This window comes from Actinomadura sp. CNU-125 (genome assembly GCF_001942465.1).
GTDB lineage: Bacteria > Actinomycetota > Actinomycetes > Streptosporangiales > Streptosporangiaceae > Spirillospora.
Genome location: NZ_MKJY01000133.1, coordinates 1 through 18993 on the forward strand (window position 1 = coordinate 1; position 18993 = coordinate 18993).

20 protein-coding genes and 1 pseudogene are annotated in these 18993 nt (G+C 72.6%); 17 read left to right on the plus strand and 4 right to left on the minus strand.

What is annotated here, in order from left to right; all coding sequences use genetic code 11:
- Together BJF79_RS17195 and BJF79_RS17200 are read right to left on the minus strand one after the other, a co-directional pair.
- A partial coding sequence (locus tag BJF79_RS17195) for an aldehyde dehydrogenase family protein (RefSeq protein WP_143219985.1) occupies nucleotides 1–188 on the minus strand: 188 nt, incomplete at its 3' end.
- A gap of 102 nt (nucleotides 189–290) precedes the next feature.
- Nucleotides 291–1250, minus strand: coding sequence for a TIGR03621 family F420-dependent LLM class oxidoreductase (locus BJF79_RS17200; protein WP_075898704.1), 960 nt, complete (start codon nucleotides 1248–1250; stop codon nucleotides 291–293).
- Nucleotides 1251–1302: 52 nt separating this feature from the next.
- On the opposite strand from BJF79_RS17200, the gene BJF79_RS17205 reads away from it, so the two are divergent.
- The 14 genes from BJF79_RS17205 to BJF79_RS17260 all read left to right on the plus strand — a co-directional run bounded on the left by BJF79_RS17205 (nucleotide 1303) and on the right by BJF79_RS17260 (nucleotide 13983).
- Nucleotides 1303–2157: an enoyl-CoA hydratase/isomerase family protein gene (locus tag BJF79_RS17205; RefSeq protein WP_075898706.1), complete on the plus strand. Its 855-nt coding sequence runs from the start codon at nucleotides 1303–1305 to the stop codon at nucleotides 2155–2157.
- 85 nt (nucleotides 2158–2242) lie between these two features.
- Nucleotides 2243–3541, plus strand: coding sequence for an aromatic ring-hydroxylating oxygenase subunit alpha (locus BJF79_RS17210; RefSeq protein WP_075898708.1), 1299 nt, complete (start codon nucleotides 2243–2245; stop codon nucleotides 3539–3541).
- Nucleotides 3541–3912, plus strand: a complete 372-nt coding sequence (locus BJF79_RS17215) for a hypothetical protein (RefSeq protein WP_075898710.1) — start codon at nucleotides 3541–3543, stop codon at nucleotides 3910–3912. Before BJF79_RS17210 ends, BJF79_RS17215 begins: the two co-directional genes overlap by 1 nt.
- A gap of 45 nt (nucleotides 3913–3957) precedes the next feature.
- Nucleotides 3958–4791 (plus strand): TauD/TfdA dioxygenase family protein, encoded by an 834-nt coding sequence (locus tag BJF79_RS17220; RefSeq protein ID WP_075898712.1) that lies wholly within the window; start codon nucleotides 3958–3960, stop codon nucleotides 4789–4791.
- A complete protein-coding gene (locus BJF79_RS17225; protein WP_262402164.1) occupies nucleotides 4788–5570 on the plus strand; it encodes an SDR family NAD(P)-dependent oxidoreductase in 783 nt (260 codons plus the stop codon). The genes BJF79_RS17220 and BJF79_RS17225 overlap by 4 nt, the downstream gene beginning before the upstream one ends.
- A 58-nt stretch (nucleotides 5571–5628) precedes the next feature.
- Nucleotides 5629–6582: a PaaX family transcriptional regulator C-terminal domain-containing protein gene (locus BJF79_RS17230; protein WP_158079202.1), complete on the plus strand. Its 954-nt coding sequence runs from the start codon at nucleotides 5629–5631 to the stop codon at nucleotides 6580–6582.
- A gap of 18 nt (nucleotides 6583–6600) precedes the next feature.
- On the plus strand, nucleotides 6601–7359 hold the full coding sequence (locus tag BJF79_RS17235) for an SDR family NAD(P)-dependent oxidoreductase (RefSeq protein WP_075898714.1): 759 nt from the start codon (nucleotides 6601–6603) through the stop codon (nucleotides 7357–7359).
- Nucleotides 7360–7591: 232 nt separating this feature from the next.
- Nucleotides 7592–8269, plus strand: a complete 678-nt coding sequence (locus tag BJF79_RS17240; RefSeq protein ID WP_075898716.1) for a hypothetical protein — start codon at nucleotides 7592–7594, stop codon at nucleotides 8267–8269.
- A complete protein-coding gene (locus BJF79_RS60400) occupies nucleotides 8266–8541 on the plus strand; it encodes an Hsp70 family protein (protein ID WP_262402165.1) in 276 nt (91 codons plus the stop codon). The genes BJF79_RS17240 and BJF79_RS60400 overlap by 4 nt, the downstream gene beginning before the upstream one ends.
- The gene (locus BJF79_RS17245; RefSeq protein WP_262402166.1) at nucleotides 8490–10625 is read left to right on the plus strand and encodes an Hsp70 family protein; all 2136 of its coding nucleotides are present in this window, start codon (nucleotides 8490–8492) and stop codon (nucleotides 10623–10625) included. Before BJF79_RS60400 ends, BJF79_RS17245 begins: the two co-directional genes overlap by 52 nt.
- A complete protein-coding gene (locus tag BJF79_RS60405) occupies nucleotides 10595–10759 on the plus strand; it encodes a hypothetical protein (protein ID WP_262402167.1) in 165 nt (54 codons plus the stop codon). The genes BJF79_RS17245 and BJF79_RS60405 overlap by 31 nt, the downstream gene beginning before the upstream one ends.
- A 279-nt stretch (nucleotides 10760–11038) precedes the next feature.
- Entirely contained in the window at nucleotides 11039–11659 is a 621-nt protein-coding gene (locus BJF79_RS53395) for a flagellar motor protein MotB (RefSeq protein WP_158079203.1), read from the plus strand.
- Nucleotides 11656–13248: a hypothetical protein gene (locus BJF79_RS17255; protein ID WP_075898720.1), complete on the plus strand. Its 1593-nt coding sequence runs from the start codon at nucleotides 11656–11658 to the stop codon at nucleotides 13246–13248. The genes BJF79_RS53395 and BJF79_RS17255 overlap by 4 nt, the downstream gene beginning before the upstream one ends.
- Before the next feature lie 60 nt (nucleotides 13249–13308).
- On the plus strand, nucleotides 13309–13983 hold the full coding sequence (locus tag BJF79_RS17260) for a TetR/AcrR family transcriptional regulator (RefSeq protein ID WP_262402168.1): 675 nt from the start codon (nucleotides 13309–13311) through the stop codon (nucleotides 13981–13983).
- On the opposite strand, the gene BJF79_RS17265 is transcribed toward BJF79_RS17260, so the two are convergent.
- Complete coding sequence (locus BJF79_RS17265) at nucleotides 13984–15051, minus strand: cytochrome P450 (protein WP_316043373.1); 1068 nt, start codon at nucleotides 15049–15051, stop codon at nucleotides 13984–13986.
- A gap of 197 nt (nucleotides 15052–15248) precedes the next feature.
- Here BJF79_RS17265 and BJF79_RS60410 point away from each other — a divergent pair.
- Nucleotides 15249–15884: pseudogene (locus tag BJF79_RS60410) on the plus strand (RNA polymerase sigma factor); the annotation flags it as partial.
- A gap of 406 nt (nucleotides 15885–16290) precedes the next feature.
- Nucleotides 16291–16770, plus strand: a complete 480-nt coding sequence (locus tag BJF79_RS60415) for a CAP domain-containing protein (RefSeq protein WP_262402183.1) — start codon at nucleotides 16291–16293, stop codon at nucleotides 16768–16770.
- A 27-nt stretch (nucleotides 16771–16797) separates the two neighbouring features.
- Here BJF79_RS60415 and BJF79_RS60420 read toward each other — a convergent pair whose 3' ends face one another.
- A complete protein-coding gene (locus BJF79_RS60420; RefSeq protein WP_075898722.1) occupies nucleotides 16798–17241 on the minus strand; it encodes a CAP domain-containing protein in 444 nt (147 codons plus the stop codon).
- A 533-nt stretch (nucleotides 17242–17774) separates the two neighbouring features.
- Here BJF79_RS60420 and BJF79_RS17280 point away from each other — a divergent pair.
- Nucleotides 17775–18989: an ammonium transporter gene (locus BJF79_RS17280; protein WP_075898724.1), complete on the plus strand. Its 1215-nt coding sequence runs from the start codon at nucleotides 17775–17777 to the stop codon at nucleotides 18987–18989.
- Nucleotides 18990–18993: the final 4 nt, after the last annotated feature.

Genomic DNA, 18993 nt, shown 5'->3' on the forward strand with positions numbered 1-18993 from the left:
AGCCGGGGCCACGGGCCGTCGTCGAACGCGGTGCGCGCCGCCGCGACGGCCCGGTCGGCGTCGGCCGGGGCGGCGCCCGCGACGGACGCGATGACCTCCTCGGTGTGCGGGGAGACGACGTCGATGACGCGGTCGGTGGCCGGATCGGCCCACTCCCCGCCGATGAACAGCCGCTTCTGCTCGACCATGTTCGTTTCCGTTCCTTTCGCTGCCGGCGCCCCGATGATCCGCCGATGTCCGATGATCCGCTGGTGTTCCGTCGGCTGCCGTCGCGCCGCCGTCGGGTGCCGCTACTTTCCGGTGAGCCGGGCGACGACGGGCGCGAAGCGCTCCATCTCCCGCTGCTGGACGCTGATGTAGTTCGCGCCGAACGTCTCGCGGCGTTCGGTGAGCCGGTCGGCGACCTCGTCGAGCGGGCCGACCAGCACGTTGGGGTGCGCGGGGAGGCCGTCCGGCGGCACCCCCATGACGTCCGCGACCCGCTTGACGGCCGCGTCCGGGTCGTCGGTGATCGCGGTGAAGAACGGGGACGCCTCGATCTCGATCCGCGCGAGCCGGTCGCCCGCCGCGTCCCGGACGAGGCCGAACCGGTGCGCGGCCTCCTGCGGCGGCGTCCGTCCGGCGTCGTTGACCGCGTCGAACGGCACGTTGTTGATGCTGACGATGTCGGCCTCGCGGGCGGCGAGGGACAGGACGCGCCGCCGCGCGCCGCCGATCATGAGCGGCGGCCGGGGGCGCTGCACCGGGCGCGGCAGGCCCGCGTACCCGGCGGCGGTCGCGTGCTCGCCGTGCAGGTCGAGGGGTTCGCCGCTCCAGTGCCCCTTGACCAGGGCGACGACTTCTTCGAGTTTGTCGACGCGGCGGCCGGGCGCGGCGAACTCCAGGCCCATCGCCGCGTATTCGAGGGGGCTCCAGCCCGCGCCGATGCCGAATTCGAGCCGTCCGTCCGACAGCAGGTCGATGGTCGCGGCCTCCTTCGCCAGGACGGCCGGGACGTGGTAGTCGGCGCAGAACACGCGGCACCCGACGCGGAGCGTCCGGGTCGCGGCGGCGGCCGCGGCCATCGCGGCGATCGGGGCGAGGTGCTGCGGGGGCAGCCGGGACTCGCGGGCCGCCCGGCCGGGCCCCAGGTAGTGGTCGGACACGAACAGCGTCGCGTACCCGAGGTCCTCGGCTTTGCGGGCGAGGTCGCGCCACTCCGCTCCCGAGGTCGCCTTCGTCGCCTGGACGGCGAAGCGAAAAGGATGCATATTTGGCACCGTACATCAGAAGTTTGTCGCACAACAGGGAGCGAGGCGACCGATGGTCAAGCGCGCGAGGTACGCGGAGTACAAGGACAGCTACCCCAACTACCGGTTCGAGTTGAGCGACGACGGCATCCTGCTCATGCAGTGCCACACCGACGGCGGCAGCCTCGTGTGGGACTGGAAGTCGCACGACGACATGTCGGACGCGTTCGCCGACGTCGCCGGCGACCGCGAGATCAAGCTGCTCATCCACACCGGGACCGGCGAGAACTACAACGCCGACTGGGGGCTGATGCCGAACGGGGAACTGCCCGACCCGCCCGTCTACGACGCGATGCCCGGCATCAAGGGCCTGCACAAGCTGGACGAGAAGGCCTGGTACAACCGCAACCTGCAGTGGAACGTCCTCGACGTCGACGTCCCGATGATCAGCGTCGTCAACGGGCCGTGCAACATCCACTCCGAGGTTCCGCTGATGGGCGACATCGTCCTGGCCTCCGAGGACGCCTACTTCCAGGACGTCTCGCACTTCCCGCGCGGTCAGGTGCCGGGCGACGGCCAGCACGTCATCTGGAACCACATCGTCGGCCCGAACCGGGCCCGCTACCTGCTGCTGACCGGCAAGCAGCTGTCCGCGCAGGAAGCCATGGAGTGGGGCGCGGTCAACGAGGTGCTGCCGAAGGACCAGGTGCTCGACCGGGCGTGGGAGCTGGCCCGCGAGCTCGTCAAGAAGCCGCCGCTCGTCCTGCGCTACACGCGGCAGCTGTTCACCCAGAACCTCAAGCGCGCCTACCTGGACGAACTCGGCCACGGCCTCGCCCGCGAGACGTACGCGCAGCAGGAGTTCTTCCCGTTCGGCGGCGGGATGGCGCCGCTCGACCGCGCCTGGAACGACAAGCCCTGGACGTGACGCGGACCGAAAAGAAGACAGAACTCTATCCTCAGGATGGAAAAGTGATTAGTATCGGCGAGACGCCAAGGCAAGGAGACAGGTCATGACGGAGCTGCAACAGCGCCTGGCCACCGGGAAGGGCAAGTTCACGCCGCTGTACGAGGACCTCGACACCGGCCCGGTGTCCTATGAGGACTCGATCTCGCCGGAGTTCTTCGCGGCCGAGCGGGAGGCGGTCTTCAAGCGGTCGTGGCTGTACGTCGGACGGTCCGAGCGGCTGCCGCGTCCGGGCACGTTCTTCACCCGCGAGCTGAACGGCCTCGCGTCGATCGTCGTCTCGCGTCGCAAGGACGGCGTCGTCAACGCGTTCCACAACGTGTGCGCCCACCGCGGCAACAAGGTCGTCTGGCAGGAGCACCCGCAGGAGGAGTCCAAGGGCTCGTGCCGCGAGTTCGCCTGCAAGTACCACGGCTGGCGGTACGGGCTGGACGGGCGCGTCACGCACGTCACGAACGAGGAGGAGTTCTTCGGCCTCGACAAGGACTCGCTGCGGATGCCGCCGGTCCACTGCGAGGAGTTCGCCGGGTTCATCTTCGTGAACCTCGCGCCCGACCCCGTCCCGCTGCGCACCTACCTAGGCGACCGCCTCCTCGAACTGGAGAAGTACCCGTTCGACAAGATGACGCAGCACTACGGCTTCTCGGCGCCGATCCGCGGCAACTGGAAGCTCGCGGTCGACTCCGTCTGCGAGTGGTACCACCCGCCGTACGTCCACGCGCGGTTCATCGACAAGGACATCGCCAAGGCGGAGAAGATGGTTCCGCCGCCGGACTCCTACCACTACGACCTGTTCACGCCGCACATGCTCACGTCCGTGCCCGGCCCGCCGCCGCTCCCGCCGCGCGAGCCCGGGACGGCCGGTGCCGCCGCGCGCGACCAGAAGTGGGTCTACCGGCTGTTCCGCGCCGGCCTGTTCGGCCCCGACGACGTGCCCGACATCGGCCCGCTCCCCGAGTTCCTCAACGCCGGGAACATCAAGTCGTGGGGCAACGACCAGTTCTGGCTGTTCCCGAACCTGTCGGTGCAGATCTGGGCCCGCGGCTTCTACATCACCTACACGTACTGGCCCGAGGCGGTCGACAAGCACACCTACGACATCGACCTCTACTTCGTCCCGCCGGAGAACGCCCAGGAGCGGCTCGCGCAGGAACTCATCGTCGACAGCACCATCGAGTTCGCGATGCAGGACGTGAACACCATCGAGGCCACGCAGCAGGGCCTGTCGACCCGCGCCAACGGACAGTTCCACCTCAGCGACCAGGAACTTCTCATCCGCAAGTTCCACAAGACCGTCCGCGACACCGTCGCCGCCCACCGGGCGAACGACGCGAAGGAGGACTGATGTCGGCCACCGCATCCACCGGGACCGCGACCACCGGAACCGCCCGCACCCTGCCCGCGCAGTTCGCCGACCTCGAACGGTGGGTCGCCGACTGGGCGCGCCCCACCCGGCAGGAGCGCTACGACATGCGCCTGTCGAAGAAGTACGACGAGCTCGGCGACTTCTACGACGCGATCGCGCCGCGCGCGGAGGAGGCCATCGACTACCTCAACGGCCGCGACCTCACCGACCTCGCGGACGACGACGCGCGCCTGCTGCAGCTCCTCTACTCGATGATCCTCGTCTCGTACGCGGTCAACGTGTTCATGCAGCCGCGCATCCCCGACTCGGGCGCCGCGTTCTTCAACACGACCGCCGAACCGGCCGTCTGACCGTCCGACGAGCAACCTGATCAGCAACCTGACCTGGGGAGACGAATGTCGATCACGACCACCCCGCTCGGGCCGACCACCGGGCTGGAGATCACGGGCCTGCGGGGCCGCGCGCTCGTCGACCGGTCCGTCGCCGCCGACTGCCGCGCCGCGCTGGACCGGCACGGCGTCGTCGTCTACCGCGACGCCGGCATCGGCGACGACGACCTCGTGGAGTTCAGCGCGCTGCTCGGCGACGTCGTGCGGCTCGCGATGGGCGGCCACGAACGCAAGGAGATCCAGAAGATCACGCGGGACGCGTCGCAGAGCAAGCTGGCGGCGTACCGCGAGGCGACGTTCCACTGGCACATCGACGGCACCACCGACAACGTCCCGAACAAGGCGACGCTGCTCACCGCGCGGCAGGTGACCGAGGACGGCAGCGGCGACACCGAGTTCGCCAACACCTACGCCGCGTACGACGCACTGCCGGAGCGGGAGAAGGCGGAGCTGGCGGAGCTGCGCGTCGTGCACAGCTTCGCGGCCTCGCAGTCGCTCGTCGACCCCGACCCGTCCCCGAAGGAGCGGGCGGCGTGGGACCGGGTGCCGTCCCGCGAGCACCCGCTCGTCTGGACGCGCCGCAACGGCCGCAAGTCGCTGCTGATCGGCGCGACGGCGGGCGAGGTCGTCGGCCGCTCCGCCGAGCAGGGCCGGGCGCTGCTCGACCGGCTGCTCGACTGGGCGACCCGGCCGGAGTTCACCGTCCGGCACCGCTGGCGGCCCGGCGACCTCGTCATCTGGGACAACACGGGCATGCTGCACCGCGCGCAGCCGTACGCCGAGACGTCCCGGCGGCTGATGCACCGCACCAGCCTCGCGGGCGAGGAGGCGGTCGCGTGAGCGCCGACAAGACGGACCGGAACACCGGCGGGGCGCGCGTCGCCGTCGTCACCGGCGGCGGCTCGGGCATGGGACGCGCGATCGTGCACCGCCTCGCCCGGGACGGGTTCGCGGTCGCGATCCTCGACATCGACGCGGCGAGCGCGGACAAGGTCGCCGCGGAGGTGCGGGAGAGCGGCGGGACGGCGCTCGCCGTCGGCGACGCCGACGTCTCCGACCGGGCGAAGGTGGACGCGGCGGTCCGGCGCGTCCGCGAGAGCCTCGGGCCCGTGCTCGTCCTGGTGAACAACGCCGGGATCACCGGCTTCCGGGACTTCATGTCGATCACGGAGGAGAAGTGGCGCCGGATCATGGCGGTGAACCTCGACGGCCCGTTCCACTGCACGCAGGCCGTCCTGCCCGACATGATCGACGCCGGCTGGGGCCGGATCGTGAACATCTCCTCGTCCAGCGCGCAGGGCGGGCAGGAGTACATGGCCCATTACGTGTCGTCGAAGGCGGGACTGATCGGGTTCACCAAGTCTCTCGCGCTGGAGTTCGGCCCGAAGGGGATCACGGTCAACACGATCCCGCCGGGCTTCATCGACACCCCGATGCTGCGCGAGTCGGAGCGGCGCGGGATGTTCGGCGGCACCGTCGACGACCACGCCGGGCGGACGCCCGTCCGGCGGCCGGGCACGCCGGAGGACATCGCGGCCGCGTGCGCGTTCCTCGTGTCCGACGACGCGGGGTACATCACCGGTCAGATCATCGGCGTGAACGGCGGTCGCAACACCTGATGGACGCACCGCCGCGACGTCCCCGCGCGGATAGCCTTCCCGCGTGATGGAAGCGCACGTGGACAGCACCGTGAACGGCACCGCGGCCTCCGGCGCGGACGGCGGCGTGGAGGCGGCCGTCGAGGCCGTCGTCGACCTGCCGCGCGTCCAGGCCGGGTCGAACCCGCAGCACCTCGTCCTGGGGCTCATGACCGACTACTGGTTCGACCGCGAGGACTACCTGCCGTCGGCGGCGCTGGTCGAGCTGCTCACCGAGTTCGACAACACGGCGCCCAGCGCGCGCGCCGCGATCGCCCGGCTGGCCCGGCGGAACGTCCTGGAGTCGACGAAGAAGGGACGCCGGACGTACTACCGGCTGACGGCGACCGCGGCGCGCCCGCTGGAGAAGATCCAGGAGCGGGTCCTGCGGTTCCGCGCGGAGGACCGGCCGTGGGACGGGTCGTGGACGACGGTCATGTTCTCCGTCTCCGACGAGCAGCGGGAGCTGCGGTACGTGGTCCGGACGCGGCTGCGCTACCTCGGCTACGCGCCCCTGTACGACAACGTGTGGGTGTCGCCGCGCGCCGACCGCGACCAGACCGTCGAGCTGCTGGAGAGCGTCGGCGTCACGAACGCGACCGTCCTGCGCTCGGAGGTGACGTACGCGGCGGGCGGCGGCGATCCGCTCGCCGCCTGGGACGTCGAGGCGATCGGCGCCCGCTACGCGGAGTACATCGCACGGTTCGGACCGCTGCTCGACCGCGTCGAGCACGGCCGGGTGGGGGCGGCGGAGGCGCTCGTGGCCCGGACGGACGTCAAGGAGAGCTGGCGCGACCTGCTGAGCGTCGATCCGGAGCTGCCCGAGGCGCTGCTGCCGCCGGGCTGGCCCGGACGGCGCGCGCGGCGGCTGTTCGTGCGCGTCTACGACGGCCTGGGGCCGCTCGCCGAGGCGCGCGTCCGCCAGCTCGTCGCCAAGCACGACCCGGAGCTCGCGGCCAAGACGCGGCACCGGACCATCAGCACGAGACCTTAGGAAGAAGGGCAGGACGCCATGGAGTCCGGAAGCGAGCGGCTCGCCGGGAAGGTCGCGGTCATCACCGGGGCGGGCGCGGGGATCGGGAGGTCCATGGCGGTCCTGTTCGCCGAGCACGGCGCGAAGGTCGTGTGCGCGGACCGCAGCGGGCGGCAGGACGACGTCGCGGCCGAGATCGGCGCCGCGGCCGTCGGCGTCCACTGCGACGTGTCGCGCGCGGCGGACGTCCGGGCGATGATCGAGGCCGCGGAGTCCCGGTTCGGACGGCTCGACGTGCTGTGCAACAACGCGGGGTTCGGCGGCCCGCGCAAGCGGATCGTCGAGCAGGACGAGAGCACGTTCGACGACGTCGTGGCGGTGAACCTCAAGGGCGTGTTCCTCGGCATGAAGTACGGCATCGAGGCCATGCTGCGGACGGGCGGCGGGTCGGTGGTGAACACGGCGTCGTCGGCCGGGCTCGTCGGCTGGAAGAAACACTCGGTCTACGCGGCGGCCAAAGGCGGCGTCGTCCAAATGACGAAGTGCGCGGCCCTCGACTATGCCGAAGATGGCGTTCGGGTTAACGCCATATGTCCGGGAATGACATGGACCGATCTCGCGGGTGCCTCGGCGGAGCGTCCGGCCCCGCCGTCGGACGCGAAAATGCCGATGCAGCCGATGAACCGCTGGGGCCTGGCGTCCGAACTCGCCGCCGCCGCGCTCTTCCTCGCGTCGGACGAGTCGTCGTTCGTCACGGGCACGGCCCTTCCGGTGGACGGCGGCTATGTCGCGCGCTGAGCGCCCGCCGAGCCCGGGCGCCGGACCCGAGTGCTGCCGAGACTCTCACGGAACCAGACCCGGCTCCTTGATCAGTCATTTGGGGTATATCGGGTGACCGGCAACCGAATAACATTCTGTCCAGGTGCATTTCTGGCCGCATCCGGCCATAGTTCCGGAATGTTCCGGCTAAAAGGTAATTCGACCTAGACAGCCGATCTCACCCGCACCAAAATCACTCCCCGGATCAGCCGTGATCGGGGAGGAAAGCACCGGATGGGACGCTTCGTCGCGGGAAGCCGGGGCGCGCTGCGGCAATGGCGGTACCCCCGGGAGTTCCGGATCCCGGCGCCCGCGTGGCCGACGGACGCCCTCGCCGATCTCACCGAACTGGCCCGCCTGGAACTGGCCGGCCTGGAGGCCGCGGCGGCGGAGGCGGAAGCGGAAGCCGCGCGAGCGGGCCGCGGCGCGAGCCGCCGTCGCGGAGCCCGCGCCGCCGCCCGCCGCCGCGACCGTCGTCGACACGCCCGTCCCGGAGCCCGCCGGGCTCACCGGACGGTCGCTCGCGGACGTGGCGACGAGCCTGTGGCGGCTGCGCGCGCGCATCGAGCGGATGGACGATCCGCCGCGCGCGCTCGTCCGGCACCTGGAGTCCGCGTGGGACGCCTTCGCCGACGCGGGCGTCGAGATCAAGGACCACGCGGGCGAACCCTTCGACCACGGCCTGGCCATGTCCGTGGCGGCCTACCAGCCGACCCCCGGGCTGCACCGCGAGCTGATCATCGAGACCGTGCGTCCGGGCGTCTACCTCGGCGACCGATCGGTCCAGATGGCGGAGGTCATCGTGGGCACCCCCGAGCGGGCCCCTGAACCGGCTGCCGAGCGGGCCGAGGAACCGACCGGAGCGATGGAGGAGACGCGGGGACGATGACCAGGACCACGATCGACTTCGGTATCGACCTCGGCACCACCAACAGCGCCATCGCGATGCTCAGCGGCGTCGGCGCGGAGATCGTCAAGAACAACCTCGGCTCCGACACGACGCCGTCGGCGGTGATGATCGACCGGCGGGGCCGCCTCCAGGTCGGGATGCAGGCCAAGCAGCGCAGCGAGGACGACCCGGACAACACCTGCGTCGAGTTCAAGCTCGGATGGGCACCACCGGCAGGCCCGAGGAGTTCGCCGCCGCCGGGCGCACGATGACGCCCGAGGAGATGTCGGCCGAGGTGCTGCGGTCGCTGCGGCAGGACGCCGTCCAGCGGCACGGCGAGGAGATCGGCGCGGCGGTCATCACCGTCCCCGCCGCCTTCGACCTCGGCGCCTGCGACGCCACCCGGCGCGCGGCCGAGCTGGCCGGGCTGCCGTACGCGCCGCTGCTGCAGGAACCCACCGCCGCCGCGTCCGCGTACGGGTTCCAGACCGACACCGACAACGCGTTCTGGCTGGTCTACGACATCGGCGGCGGCACCTTCGACGCCGCCGTGATCAACGTGCGGGACGGCGAGTTCACCGTCGTCGACCACCACGGCGACAACAACCTCGGCGGCAAGCTGCTGGACTGGGCGATCGTCGAGAAGGTGCTGATCCCGGCGGTCGACCGCGAGTTCCGGGTGGACGACCTGCGCCGCGGCAACCCCGCGCAGCGCCGCAACATCGCCAGGCTGAAGGCGGTCGCCGAGGCCGCCAAGATGGAGGTGTCCCGGACGGACGAGGCGGCGATCACGGTCCCGATCGTCGACGCGTCCGGCGACACGCAGGACTTCATCTACGACCTCGCGCGCGCCGAGGTGGAGCGGCTGATGGAGCCGCTGATCGTCCGCTCGGTCAACCTCAGCCGCCGGGCGCTGGAGGAGAGCCGCCTCGGGCCCGGCGACATCGAGAAGGTCCTGCTGGTCGGCGGCCCCACCCTGATGCCCTACCTGCGGGAACGGCTCGCGGACCCGCGCGAGGGCCTCGGCGTCTCCCTTGACCACAGCCAGGACCCGCTCACCGTCGTCGCCCGCGGCGCCGCGATCTTCGCGGGCGCGCAGCGGCTCGACGCCGCCGCGGCCGGGCCACCACCGCCGCCCCCGAGCGGCGAGTACGCCGTCGAGCTGGAGTACCGTCCGGTCGGCCCCGACATCGAGCCGTTCGTCGGCGGCCGGGTGACCGGCGCCGACACCGCGGGCTGCTCGATCCAGTTCGTCAACCCCGGCACCAAGCCGCCGTGGCGCAGCGGCCTGATCCCGCTCGCGGCGGACGGGACGTTCACCGCGACCCTCTGGGCGGAGAAGGGCCGCGCCAACACGTTCGAGATCGAGCTGACCAACGCGACCGGCGACCGCCGCCCCATCACGCCCGGCACGCTGACCTACACGGTCGGGATCGTCGAGACGCAGCCGCCGCTCACCCACTCCATCGGGATCGGCCTCGCCGACAACGAGGTCGAGTGGCTGTTCCGGAAGGGCACCCCGCTGCCCGCCCGCCGCCGGACCCGGCTGAGCACGACCGTCACCGTCAGCCGGGGCAGCGGCGAGGGCATGATCCGCATCCCGGTCGTCGAGGGCGAGCACCACCGCGCCGACCGCAACCGCCGGATCGGCCGGCTGGAGGTCGACGCCGAACAGGTCACGCGGGACGTCCCGGAGGGCAGCGACGTCGAGATGACCATCACGGTCGACGAGTCCAGGCTCGTGGTCGCGCGCGCGTACGTCCCGATCCTGGACGAGGAGTTCGAGCACGTCCTCAACCTGCGGACCGAGTCCGTCCCGGACGCGGACGCCCTCGCCCGCGACGCCGCCGAGGAGAAGGCGCGGCTGGCGGCGGTGCGCCGCCGGGTCCACGAGTTCGGCGACGCGCGCGCCGCGCGGTGCTCGACCCGGGTCGACGCCGAACGGACCGTCGCCGACCTCGACGCCGACGTGGACGCCGCCGCCGTCCGAGCCCCAACGCGGCCGCGGCCGCCGCCGCGCGGCTGCTCGACCTGCGGGCCGCGGTGGACGAGGCCGAGGACGAACTGGAGTGGCCCGAACTCGTCCAGCACGCGCGCGACACCGTCCCGATGCTGCGCGAGATCGCCCGCGAGCGCGGCCGTCCGGCCGACGGGCCGGTGCTGGAGGCCGCCGTGGAGGCCATCCAGGAGGCGATCACCGCGCACGACGCCGGGCTGCTGCGGCAGCGCGTCGACGAGGCGTACACGCTGGCGGCGCGGGTGCTGGACGAGTCCGGGGACCTGCCCCACATCGTCTTCGAGCAGCTGCGGACCCTGCAGCCGGAGATGCGCGACCGGGACGAGGCCGGGCGGCTGATCGCCACCGGCAGCCGCGCCGCCCAGTCCGGTGATCTCGACACGCTGCGCGAGGTCAACTCGGCGCTCAACGAAATGCTGCCGACCCCGCAGTCCCCGCTCGGCGTGATCAGCACGGTCCGGCGGGGCCGGTGAACGGCCCCGCACCCGCGCCCGTCCGGGCCCGTCCGGGCGTGCGCGAGGCGGCGCTGGCGCAGGCCCGCACGCTGGCCCGGGCCGGACGGTACGCGGAGGCCGAAGCCCTGCTCGACGGCGAGCCGGACACGTCCGTCCTCGATCTGCGGGCGCGCATGTACGCGCAGCAGGGCCGGTTCGACGACGCCGACCGCTGCTGGGCAGAGGCGGCCAGGCTCGACCCGGACGACGCCGACGCCGCCCGGGGACGCGCCCGGATCGCCGAACTGGCGCGCGAGCGTGCGTCCACCGGATTCGGCCGGGCCTTCACCGGACGGCTCCTGCCGCGCGGCGGAGCGGCGGTCGCGGCGCTGCTCGCGCTCGTCCTGCTCGCCGCCGCGCGGCAGGCCGACCCCGAACCCGCGGCGGCCCCCGCCGTCCGCACCCCGCCGCCGTGCAGCCGCGCCGCCGCCCGCCCCGGCCGATCCGCTGTCCGGGTTGGACCTGGACGTTCCCGGGGTGCGGGCGGAACGCCGCGGCGGCGAGATCGCGGTCACCTTCGAGCGGGGGCTGTTCGACGCCGGGGCGACGCTCACCCCGGACGGACGGGACGTGCTCACCGCGCTCGGCGAACGGCTGCGCCCGCGCGCCGACCGGCTCGCGGTCGCGGTGATCGGGCACACCGACCGGACGGCCGTCCGGCCCGGCGGCGAGTACGCGAGCAACGTCGAGATCGGGACGATGCGGGCCGCGGTCGCCCGCGAGGCGCTGCGCTCGTCCGCGCGGATCCCCACGACCCGGTTCACGCTGTCGACGCTCGCCGGGATGCTGCCGCCGTACGGCGACGACGACGCGGGCGCTCCCGGCGACCCGCGCAACCGGACCGTCAGCCTGCGCATCTCCGCCGCGGGGGCACGATGAGCACGCCGAACCGGGACGCGGCCGCCTTCTTCGCCCGGGCCGACCCGCACCTGTACCGGCGGAACCCGTTCCGCGTCGCCGACCTGTCCGTCCACGCGACGGCCCGCGACGTGCGGCGCCGCACCGAGGAACTGCGGGTGAAGGCCAGGCTCGGCGCCGACACCGGCGCCGACACCGGGGGAGGCACGGGATTGCTGCCGCTGAGGCGGCGGCCCGCGCCGGACTCCGTCCAGGACGCGCTCCAGCGGCTCCGCGACCCGGTCCGCCGCATCGAGGACGAACTGTTCTGGTTCTGGCCCGCGCACAACGAGGCCGTCGAGGGCGCCCGGGACGAGGCCCTCGACGCCCTGCGGGAGCGCCGGATCCACGACGCCGAACGGCTTTGGGCCGAGCCCGGGCCCGGCCGCGCCGCCGCCGTCGCCGCGCACAACCTCGCCGTCCTCAAGCACGCCCAGGCCCTCGACGGCTACCTGGACGCGGACACCGCCGCCGACGGCCCCGGCGGCCGGGACCTCTGGAAACCGGCGCTGCGGCACTGGCGCACCGTCCTGGACACCGACGCGTTCTGGGACCTGGTCGCCGCCCGAGCCCGCGCGGCCAACGACCCGCGGCTCGGCCCCGGCACGGCCGACGAACTGCGCGAACGGTTGCCCGCCGTGCTCCTGCGGATCGCCGCCGACGCCGCCGTCCGGACGTCCCTGGGCGGCGACACCCTCGGCGGGTTCGCCCTCACCGGGGTGATCCGTACCTCCGGGTACGACGAGGCGGCCGTCGAGGCCGCGTTCCGCGCGGCGACCGCCCCCGAGATGGAGCGGCTCCGGACGCTCGCGCGGTCCGCGCTCGACCGCGCGACGGAGTCCCCGGAGACCGCCTGCGACGAGGCCGTGCGCATCCTCGACCACTCCACCGCCCCGCTCGACGCGCTCGACGAGATCCTGACCCCGGCCCACCCCCTGATGGAGGGCGTCCGGGACGAGATCGCCGAACGCGTCCAGCAGTGCACGATCGTCTACGGCAACGAGACCAAGGACTGGTCGAAGTCCGAGGAGATCCTCGGACGCGCCGGGGAGATCGCGGCGACCGTCACCGTCAAGACGCGGATCAAGAAGAACCTCGACACCGCCGGTGACAACCTTCTCTACGGCACCTGCTGGTTCTGCGGCGATACTCCCGCCGACGACGACGCGACGTACGAGAAGAAGATGTACGGGAACGTCCGCGAGGAGTTCGGCGGCTACGGGGGCTACCAGCGCCAGATCCGCTGGCAGAAACTGGCCGTCCCGGTGCCGCGCTGCTCGGGATGCGCCGCCGCGCACCGAGACCGCGGCCGGAAGGTGGCGGGCGTCGGCTGCGGGTTCGGCGCCGCGGCGCTCGCCCTGGCCGTCGCGCTGATCGTCGCGGGCGCCCCGCCGCTCCTGCCGGTCGGCCTGATCTTCCTGGTCATCATCGGTTTCTTCGTCGTCATGGGCACGGGCAACATCGACGGGCTGCCGAAGAACGCGCACGCGACGCTCGGCGCGTGGCCGCCCATCCAGGAGCGGCTCGGCGCGGGCTGGCTGTTCGGCGAGAAACCCCCGAACCTCGACTGACCGCGGGTCCGTTCACGGCCGCCCCTGCCGTGCGGGCCGCGGACGTTCTATCGTGGGCGGATGCCGGAGACGATGCCGGAGACGCAGTCCCGCCGCCTGCCCCGCGGCCGCCACGCGCTCGCCCGCGAGGAGGTCCGCCGGATCCAGCGGGCACGGTTGTGCGCCGCGATGGCCGATGTCATGGCCGAGAAGGGGTACGTCGACACGTCCGTCGCGGACGTGCTGCAGCGCGCGACCGTGTCGCGGCAGAGCTTCTACGAGCTGTTCGACTCCAAGCTCGACTGCTTCAACGCCGCGTTCGACTGCGCGGGCGAACTGCTGCTGGAGCGGCTGGCGGCCGACGTCGGCGACGTCCCGTCCCCGTCCCCGTCGGCCCCGGGCGCGGCCCCCGACCGGCTGGAGCTGTGCGAGCGCGCGATGAACGCCTACCTGCGGGCGCTCGCCGGGGAACTCGCCTACGCGCGGCTCTTCCTCGTCGAGGTGTACGCCGCCGGACCCGAGGCGATCGACCGCCGCGCCCGCACGCAGGAGATCATCGCGGGCGCGCTCGCCGACCTGCTGGGCGGCGCGGACGAGTCCGTCCTGCTCGCCTGCCGGGTGATCGTCGCCGGGATGAGCGCGATGGTGACGCCGCCGGTCGCCGAGCAGGACGCGGACGCGCTGCTCGCCCTCGGCCCGCCGCTGATCGAGCACGTCCGGGGGCTGTGGTCCGCGGGCGTCCTCACCGCGGCCTGATCAGAGCGCGCAGGGCAGCCGCTTGATGCCGTTGAGGAAGTTCGAGCGCAGCCGGTCCGGCTCCCCGGCCGCGTGCACGCCGGGCGCGCGGGCGAGCAGTTCCCGGAAGACGGCCGTCACCTCGCTGCGGGCCAGGTGCGCGCCCAGGCAGTAGTGCGGGCCGGGGGCGCCGAAGCCGAGGTGCGGGTTCGGTGACCGGGCGATGTCGAACCGTTCCGGGGCGTCGAAGACCGTCTCGTCCCGGTTCGCGGAGTAGTAGTAGAGCAGCAGCTTGTCGCCCGCCGCGAACCGGTGGCCGTTCAGCTCGCAGTCGCGGGCGGCGGTGCGCCGCATGTAGATGATCGGCGACGCGCACCGGACGATCTCCTCGGTGGCGGTCGCCGCGTACCGTTCGAAGTCGTCCGCCCAGCGCCGCTTCTGGTCCGGATGCGCGGTGAGGAGCAGCAGCCCGTGCGAGATCGCCGTGCGGGTGGTCTCGCTCCCGGCCTGCAGCAGCAGCCCGAAGAAGGAGCCGAGTTCCCCGGCGGTCAGCTTCTCGCCGTCCACGTTCGCGTTGACGAGCCTGGACGTCAGGTCGTCGGCGGGCGCCTCGATCCGTTCGGCGGCCAGTTCGTGGACCATGCCCGACAGGTCGGCGGCGGCGTTGAGGACGGCCCCGGGGTCGTCGCGCGGCGTGTACTCGCTGTCGCCCGCGCCCAGGATGACGTTCGTCCGCTCCGCGACGAACCGGTGCCGGTCCTCCGGGACGCCCATCAGCCGGCAGATGATCGTCAGGGGGAGCCGCTCGGCGACCTCGGCGACGAAGTCGCCCGCGCCCCGCTCGACCAGTTCGTCCACGATCGTCGCGGCGACTCGGCGGATCTCCGCCTCCAGCCGTCCGATCATGCTCGGGGTGAACGCGCGGGACACGATCCGGCGCAGCCGCGCGTGCCGCGGATCGTCCATGTTGATCATCGAGTCGAAGAATTCGAGCGACTCCGGCGGCCGGTCGAACAGGTTGATGCCCTCGGCGCTGGAGAAGTCGCGCGGCCGCCGGCTCGCCTCCACCACGTCGGCGTGCCTGGTCACCGCGTAGAACCCCGGGCCCCGCTTCGCCGCCCACGGGGGGCGCGGCTCGGCGAAGAACGCGAACGGTTCCTCCCGCCCCAGAGCGTCGCGAACGCGCCGCGCGCTCGTCCGGGGGAGCCGCCCAGAAGCGGCCCTTGGACAGGTCGATGCCGGCGGGAGCGGTCACGCTTGCCTCCAAGCTCGTCGTCGCATTTGGCATGCTACGTCCGGGCCGACGATCCGTCGATCATCGGCATTTCGTGTTATCCGCCGCGCTGCGGGACGTCTCCCAGGGAGCTCTCGGAAGGACGGTGACGCCCGTGCAGAAGGACGTGGACGTGGCCCCGCTGGTGCGGGCGGCGCAGGACGGTGACCACGCGGCCAGGGACGAACTGGTCGCCGGGCATCTGCCGCTCCTCTACAACGTCGTCGGCTGGGCCCTGGACGGCCACGCCGACGTGGACGACGTCGTGCAGGAGTCGCTGCTGCGCGCGCTGAACAACCTCGCCGGGCTCCGCGAGCCCGCGAGCTTCCGCTCCTGGCTCGTCTCCATCGCCATGAACCAGGTGCGCACCCGGTGGGCGACGCTCCGCCGCCGCGCCCCCGTCGACCCGGACGCGCTGGCGCGGCTGGCCGAACCCGCCCCCGACTTCGCGGAAACGGCCGTCCTCAGGCTCGAACTCGCCGGGCAGCGCCGCGAGGTCGCCGAGGCGACCCGCTGGCTCGACCCCGGCGAACGCGACGTCCTGGCCCTGTGGTGGCTGGAGGCGTCGGGCCACCTCGCGCGGCGCGAGCTCGCCGACGGCCTCGGCGTGTCCGCCGCGCACGCCGCCGTCCGGGTGCAGCGGATGAAAGCCCAGCTCACCACGTGCCGCGCGGTCGTCCGCGCACTGTCGGCGCCGCGCTGCGACGCGCTCGACGCGCTCGTCCTCGACCGCTGGGACGGGCGCCCGTCCCCGCTGTGGCGCAAGCGCATCGCGCGCCACGTCCGCGACTGCGCCGCCTGCGGGGAGCGCGAGCCGCGACTCCTACCGCCCGAAGCCCTCCTCGCGGGCCTCGTCATGGTCCCGCCGCCGTCGCCCGACCCCGACCTGGTGGCGGGCCTCGCCGCGACCGCGTCCGCCCAGGGCGGACGGGCGGGACGGTGGGGCGCGGCGGGCGGCCGGGAGTGCTGCCGTCGCCGTCGCGGTGGCCGTGGTCGTCTGGACGCTCGACGACCCGCCCGACCGGACGGCCCCCGCGCTCGACCCCGCTCCGCCCGTGCAGAGCACGTCGTCGGCGCCGTCGCGGACGCCCGTCGCGGAGACGACGCCCGCGAAGGACCGCCTCGACCGGCCCACGCCCACCCGATCGGCGGCGACGGTCGAACAGCAGGTCGTCCGGCTGGTCAACGCCGAACGCGCCCGCGCGGGCTGCGGCGCGCTGCGCGTCTCGCCCGCACTGCACGAGGCCGCGCGCGAGCACTCGTCCGACATGGCGGCACGCCGCGTCCTCGACCATCGGGGGGCCGGCGGCGCCGGTCCGGGGGACCGGATCACCGCCGCCGGCTTCCGCTGGTCGGCCTACGGCGAGAACATCGCCCAGGGACAGCCGACCCCCGGGAGCGTCGTCGCGTCCTGGATGGACAGCCCGGGGCACCGCGCCAACATCGTCAACTGCGGCTACGAGCAGATCGGCGTGGCCGTGGCGCGCGGCCCCGGCGGGCCCTGGTGGACGCAGGTGTTCGCGACGCCGAGGTGAGCAAGGTGACCGCGGTGAGCGCGGCGATCAGCGCGACCCGAACGCCTGCGTCCAGTACGGCCCGCCCGCCTTGACGACACCGACCCCGATCTCGTCGAACTTGCAGTTGAGGATGTTCGCCCGATGCCCGGGGCTGTTCATCCACGACCGCATCACGCTCTCCGGGCTCGACTGCCCCTTCGCGATGTTCTCGCCGTAGGCCGTCCAGCGGTATCCCGCCGCCGTGATCCGGTCGCCCGGGCCGTCCCCGTCCGGGGCGGTGTGGTCGAAGTAGCCCCGCGCGGCCATGTCCGCCGAATGCCCCTGCGCGGCCTGCGCCAGCTTCGCGTTGCTCCGCACCGGCTCGCACCCGTTGTCGGCGCGCGCGTCGTTCACGAGCGCCACCACCTGCGCCGCGACCGTCCCGCCCGCCGGAGCCGTCCGCTTCGGCGCCGCCTTCTCCGGGGTCGGCGTCGGCTCCGGTTTCCGCACCGGCGGACGCGAGTCCCGCTGGACGGGCTCGCGCGTCTCCGTCGCCTTCGGTTCCGGTGTCGCCTTCGTCGGCGACGGCGTCGCGGACGGCTCCGGCGAAGCGGCCCCGGCCGACCGCGTCGCGGTCGCGCGGGCGTCGGCGCCGACTCGTTCCCGGCGAGCCGCCCGCCCGGGTCGTCGCGGAACACGCCGACGAGCGTTCCGGCGATCGCGCCCGTCACGAGCAGCCCGGCCGCACCGACGGCCGTCCACACGACGGTCCGCTCCGAGCCGCCGCGCCCGTCCTGGTCCCTCATCGATGCCACGTCCCTTCCATCTACGGATCAAGACGGAGACCAGGGAGGAGGGCGGCGATAACGAAAACCCGGGACTTTTCGGATCCGCGGACCCGGTCGCCGCGGCGGGACGCCAACCGGCGCTCAAGATTTCGAAGGGCGACGTTTGCCCCGCGACCTGCGATCACTGCGCGATCGAGGGAATTGCCAGCGTGCGGGCGGACCGGCGCCCAAGTCGAAAAATGAGGATGGTCTGGAATGCCCACGGGATTGAACACCGGCGACTCCGCCTGGCTCCTGGTGAGCACCGCGATGGTGCTCCTCATGACACCCGGGCTCGCCTTCTTCTACGGCGGGATGGTCCGCTCCAAGAACATGCTGACGATGCTCTACATGAGCTTCATCTGCATCAGCCTGGTGACCGTCCTGTGGTTCCTCTACGGGTACGGCATCGCGTTCGGCAAGGACGCGGGCGGCGCCGGGCTCATCGGCTGGGGCGACTGGCGGTTCGGCAACGTCACCCCCGACACCCTCCAGGGGAAGATCCCGGAGCAGATCTACGCGTGCTTCCAGCTCACGTTCGCGATCATCACGGTCGCCCTGATCAGCGGGTCCATCGCGGGACGGGCGCGGTTCGGCCCGTGGATCCTGTTCGTCTGCGTGTGGGTGACGCTCGTCTATCTGCCCATCGCGCACTGGGTCTTCTCGCCGTCCGGCTGGATCAACAAATGGGGCGTGATGGACTTCGCGGGCGGCCTCGTCGTCGAACTCAACTCGGGCATCTCGGGCCTCGCGATGGCGCTGGTGCTGGGGCGCGGGGTCGCGTTCCGGCGCGGCGAGGGGCCGCGGCCGGGCAACATCCCGTTCGTCATGCTCGGCCTCGGGCTGCTCTGGTTCGGCTGGTTCGGCTTCAACGCGGGCTCGGCCCTGGGCGACGGGGCGGTCGCGGCCCGCGCCTTCGTCAGCACCATGATCGCGGGCTGTTCCGGGATGCTGACCTGGCGGCTGCTGGAATGGCTCCGCACCCGGCACTTCACCCGGCTCGGCTCGTCCAGCGGCGCGCTCGCCGGGCTGGTCGCCATCACCCCGTCGTGCGCGTTCGTCGGCGTCTGGGGCGCGTTCGCCATCGGTATCGTCGCCGCGGCGGTGTGCACGTACGCGGTCGAGATGAAGCTCGTCGCCGGTTACGACGACACGCTGGACGTCGTCGGCATCCACGGCGCGGGCGGCATCGTCGGCGTGCTCGCGCTCGGGTTCCTGGCCACCGGCTGGGACCGGCAGGGCACGGCCGGCCTCTTCTACGGCGGCCCGGCGTCCGTCCTCGGCAAGCAGGCGGTCGCGGTGCTCGCCGTCGGGGCGTACGCGTTCATCGTCACGTTCGTCATCGGCAAGATCATCGACCGGTTGTTCCGGATGCGCATGACCCCCGAGGAGCAGGCCAGAGGAACGGACGCCGCCTTCGTCGAGGAGTGACGGC

Bases quoted from the DNA above. Each gene is read 5' to 3' on its own strand.
- BJF79_RS17200 (WP_075898704.1), bottom strand. From the start codon at position 1,250: ATGCATCCTTTTCGCTTCGCCGTCCAGGCGACGAAGGCGACCTCGGGA.
- BJF79_RS17205 (WP_075898706.1), top strand. From the start codon at position 1,303: ATGGTCAAGCGCGCGAGGTACGCGGAGTACAAGGACAGCTACCCCAAC.
- BJF79_RS17210 (WP_075898708.1), top strand. From the start codon at position 2,243: ATGACGGAGCTGCAACAGCGCCTGGCCACCGGGAAGGGCAAGTTCACG.
- BJF79_RS17215 (WP_075898710.1), top strand. From the start codon at position 3,541: ATGTCGGCCACCGCATCCACCGGGACCGCGACCACCGGAACCGCCCGC.
- BJF79_RS17220 (WP_075898712.1), top strand. From the start codon at position 3,958: ATGTCGATCACGACCACCCCGCTCGGGCCGACCACCGGGCTGGAGATC.
- BJF79_RS17235 (WP_075898714.1), top strand. From the start codon at position 6,601: ATGGAGTCCGGAAGCGAGCGGCTCGCCGGGAAGGTCGCGGTCATCACC.
- BJF79_RS60400 (WP_262402165.1), top strand. From the start codon at position 8,266: ATGACCAGGACCACGATCGACTTCGGTATCGACCTCGGCACCACCAAC.
- BJF79_RS17245 (WP_262402166.1), top strand. From the start codon at position 8,490: ATGGGCACCACCGGCAGGCCCGAGGAGTTCGCCGCCGCCGGGCGCACG.
- BJF79_RS60405 (WP_262402167.1), top strand. From the start codon at position 10,595: ATGCGCGACCGGGACGAGGCCGGGCGGCTGATCGCCACCGGCAGCCGC.
- BJF79_RS17255 (WP_075898720.1), top strand. From the start codon at position 11,656: ATGAGCACGCCGAACCGGGACGCGGCCGCCTTCTTCGCCCGGGCCGAC.
- BJF79_RS17260 (WP_262402168.1), top strand. From the start codon at position 13,309: ATGCCGGAGACGATGCCGGAGACGCAGTCCCGCCGCCTGCCCCGCGGC.
- BJF79_RS17280 (WP_075898724.1), top strand. From the start codon at position 17,775: ATGCCCACGGGATTGAACACCGGCGACTCCGCCTGGCTCCTGGTGAGC.